This window comes from Paenibacillus turicensis (assembly GCF_017873435.1).
Classification (GTDB): domain Bacteria; phylum Bacillota; class Bacilli; order Paenibacillales; family Paenibacillaceae; genus Fontibacillus; species Fontibacillus turicensis.
On sequence record NZ_JAGGKG010000037.1, the window covers coordinates 1 to 3,414 of the forward strand.

At 39.1% G+C, this 3,414-nt stretch carries 8 protein-coding genes; all 8 read right to left on the reverse strand.

Annotated features, from left to right (window positions below; all coding sequences use genetic code 11):
* Positions 1-199: hypothetical protein (locus J2Z32_RS22075; RefSeq protein ID WP_210091366.1), on the reverse strand; the 199-nt coding region annotated here is incomplete at its 3' end.
* A gap of 161 nt (positions 200-360) precedes the next feature.
* A complete protein-coding gene (locus tag J2Z32_RS22080; protein WP_210091367.1) occupies positions 361-1,008 on the reverse strand; it encodes a hypothetical protein in 648 nt (215 codons plus the stop codon).
* A gap of 19 nt (positions 1,009-1,027) precedes the next feature.
* A complete protein-coding gene (locus tag J2Z32_RS22085) occupies positions 1,028-1,237 on the reverse strand; it encodes a hypothetical protein (RefSeq protein WP_210091368.1) in 210 nt (69 codons plus the stop codon).
* 18 nt (positions 1,238-1,255) lie between these two features.
* The gene (locus J2Z32_RS22090) at positions 1,256-1,462 is read right to left on the reverse strand and encodes a hypothetical protein (protein WP_210091369.1); all 207 of its coding nucleotides are present in this window, start codon (positions 1,460-1,462) and stop codon (positions 1,256-1,258) included.
* Between the two features lie 85 nt (positions 1,463-1,547).
* Entirely contained in the window at positions 1,548-2,057 is a 510-nt protein-coding gene (locus J2Z32_RS22095) for a dUTP diphosphatase (protein ID WP_210091370.1), read from the reverse strand.
* Positions 2,058-2,061: 4 nt separating this feature from the next.
* Positions 2,062-2,514 (reverse strand): nucleoside permease, encoded by a 453-nt coding sequence (locus tag J2Z32_RS22100; protein ID WP_210091371.1) that lies wholly within the window; start codon positions 2,512-2,514, stop codon positions 2,062-2,064.
* Positions 2,480-3,052 (reverse strand): hypothetical protein, encoded by a 573-nt coding sequence (locus J2Z32_RS22105; RefSeq protein ID WP_210091372.1) that lies wholly within the window; start codon positions 3,050-3,052, stop codon positions 2,480-2,482. The genes J2Z32_RS22100 and J2Z32_RS22105 overlap by 35 nt, the downstream gene beginning before the upstream one ends.
* Positions 3,049-3,306 carry a helix-turn-helix domain containing protein gene (locus J2Z32_RS22110; protein WP_210091373.1) on the reverse strand — a complete coding sequence of 86 codons (258 nt, stop codon included), beginning with the start codon at positions 3,304-3,306 and terminating at the stop codon, positions 3,049-3,051. Before J2Z32_RS22110 ends, J2Z32_RS22105 begins: the two co-directional genes overlap by 4 nt.
* Positions 3,307-3,414 lie beyond the last annotated feature (108 nt).

The window sequence follows — 3,414 nt, forward strand, 5'->3', positions numbered from 1 at the left end:
CCGCTATAGCCTTTGCTTGGGCTTCTCTGGAATTAGCTAAGTTGGCTGTGTAAGAGTAAAAAATATCATTCTTATACTTTTCAACATCCCGACCATATATAGCTAACCTTTCCGCCATTCTTGCTGTGAATCCAGTAAGGATAGACAATTCAACATCCAGTTCCCTATCGGATAGTTGCTTTACATCCTCTATATTCATCTAAAGCCCTCCTTCATTCGCTGAATGGCAATCTACACAAAAAGGGAAGTCAATCATGTTCGTTGGTGTTAGGTCTATACAGCAATCTTCACAAACATAATTTTTGCATCCTTCACACTTGACCAGTGATTTCTTTTCTTTTTCACATATTTCACATGTATTCATTCCTTATCACCATCCTCTAAAGTCTTTATGCACCGCTCAACTTTTTCCACGCTTGCCCTTGCATTGTCGGTTAATTGTCGTTGCCATGTTTGGTTTTTGGGAGACCACTTATATCCGTTTGACTTGATTATTGTGCGTACGTCATCGTTTGGCTTGCCATCAAATACAATCTGCAGGCGGTTTATTTCCGCATTTTCTATCACTTTGAAGTATTTAAGATCGTATTCTTTATTTGGTTGATCTGATTGTTCAACAGCCTTTGAGTTTTTAAGCCATTTGATTTTGTCTACATAACCCTTAATCCGTTCATACTCTGCATAATTCCGTTCTCTCGCTGCGTTTTGCTTTTCTTTTTTTCGCATTGGAAAATTACCTGCGCCGCTAATCATTACAGACGGACACATTAATTCAATGCGAAAACCTTTATTGATATTGTCCGCTAATTTCTTGGCGTACATATCGGCATAATATAAGGCTTTTTCTTGCGCATGATCCGGTACATCATCGACAATCTCATACGCTGCGTTAACACTCTGTTTGTAGTCCTCCGTAGCACTACCGGCGACATATTCCGTAAAGCTCCACATGTCTCTTGCTTGTCTTGCTTGCTCTTCATTAATTTCATAGTATTTTGATTGTTTCACTTCTTCTCTCCCCTCTCTGTTATCCTTTGTGCGCTAAAGCTTCTTGTGCCGCCTGCAAGCAACGTTTATCCAAACAAACTTCCGCAATATATTCCAAGGTTGTTGTTATCCGTTCATATTCCGATAAAAGGTATTTCATTTGTTTTTCTTCCCAATCCCACATTTCCATGGGGTAATTGGCTTCAAGTGACTGCACTGCTTTCTTTATCTCTTGTATCTTGTTATTCATCTACACTCACCCTCTCCTTTAGTAATAGACTCCTACTAATTTCCCGTAACAATATTGATCGCATGTACCGTATTTATTGTGGTATTCATCGTTCTTATCTAAGTCCTCTCCGCAACATTCACATGCAGTTATATCGATTCCAGATACTTTGTAATGTTCCAATGCTTCTTTGCTATGATTGAGTAGTTTTTTATATAAATTCTTCTTTTTTTGTCTCTTTTTCATTGTTTTCACCTCCGAAAACTCAGATTTACAATTACACTCTTGCACAAACAGCCCTGTAAGCCGTTTTATTTATCTATCCTTGTGTTTATACTCCTGTGTGCCCGAAGCCTCCTGTATTGCGCTCTGAGTCGCTTAGAGAGTCTGTTTCTACCATCTCAGACTTTACCACTGGAACAATAACGCCTTGTGCTATACGGTCACCTGCATTTATCATGTAAGTTCCTTGACTAAGTTCATAAGGATCACCGTTTTTCTGTCTTTCAAATACCGTCTGCCCTTTTATATCAATTGCGGCACAACTTTCAATTTTAGTTGAAATATTGTCAATGATAATTCCTATTTCACCTCTATAACCGCTATCAATTGTTCCAAGTTGTACTCTTAATTTCGTTCGTAATGTTACGCCTGATCTCGGTCTGACTTGCATTTCATAACCTTCGGGTATCTCAAAAGACAATCCAGTTGGCACGATTTTTGTTTCTCCTGGTTCGATTAACATGTATTTTGTAGACACTAAATCAAATCCGCTATCCCCTTGTTTTGCATATACTGGGATTACTGCGTTATCATTGAGTTTTTTCACTTTTACTTGCATCTTATTACCTCCGATAGTCTATTTTCTCGTTTCTAATTTTCCGTAGTTTAGTTCCCTTTGTCTTTGTTGCAGCATCTTCGAGCTTCCAACCTGCCCTCATACGGTTTGCGAAAATCTCATATGTTAATCCGTTTTGTATTGCTAGCTTCACATACTTTTTTGGATACTTTCTGTTCTTTTCATGTACCATCTTAAGAGCTTTCCTGCTGGATTCTTTATAAGGTTCCGTAGCCGCCCTTTCAGGCTCCCAACCTTTTTTTATTCGTGCGTAGTAGGCTGATTTACTTATTCCGTTTTTTTCTAAGCCTTCTGGATAATCCACATCTACCTTCTTTCTCACAGGCTTAGTAATGGCTTTTTCAACGTCCCACCCGCAGTTATAAACTCTGTTATACGTTGTGTCGTTTGATATCCCATTTGATCTAGCTATTGCATACTGCTCTTTGCTTATTACCATTCCCCTTCCCACCCTTCTTTTTAGTAACCTTCTCAGATGGCGCTAGAATTGATTCTAAGACCTCCAACTGATATTTATAGCTAAATGTACCCATAGTGATTGATCGTGCAATCTGAGCCAAAATAAAGGCGTCTCGTACGTTGTCTGATTCATGCTCATATTTCCATTTCTTAAAAATAGGTAAAACCATATTATCTTTTGATATGTTGCCAATGCCTGTGGCGAATTTTTTCACTTGGCTTGGTGGTATCTCCAGAAAATTAGATCCTACATCCCTACACGCAAACCTAACTGCAAAGCCCACACCGTACTGAATGCTTACTCCTTTACCTTTTGAAGCAAATGAGAATCCCTCTATGCAAGTTACATCCGCTCCTTCTGTATAACGGGCTATTTCTCTGCCATAATCCTGAATCTGTGCCACAGTTGAGAACATTCCGTTTTCCAACTCTATTTCTAGCTCATGCAAGACCGCTCCATTTTCATCAATTACCACTACCCCTGTTTTTGTACTTGGATCTATACCTACAAATCTCACGCCATCACTCCCATTGCGCCGCCTTGACGCTTTTTTATATATCCACTTCTTGCTTGATCTATTGCTAGTATTAATACCTCATCTGGATCACGATCTAATATGATTGCTATTTGCTTTATGCTTTTACCTTCGTTCCACATTGATTTAAAATTTTTGATTTCGTGAGCATCCCAGAAGAAATTGAATTCTTCCAGTGCTATGTGTCGCTTTTTACGTTGGAGTGTGTATACTTTTGTGGCAAAGTTTCTACCCACTTATAACCCTCCTGACTAACTAACAGGATGCTCCTTGCCTGTACCTTGCTTGTGAAGTCTGCTCTATCATCCTCTAGGACTTGTTTAGCCTTGCATACGTTTGATAGC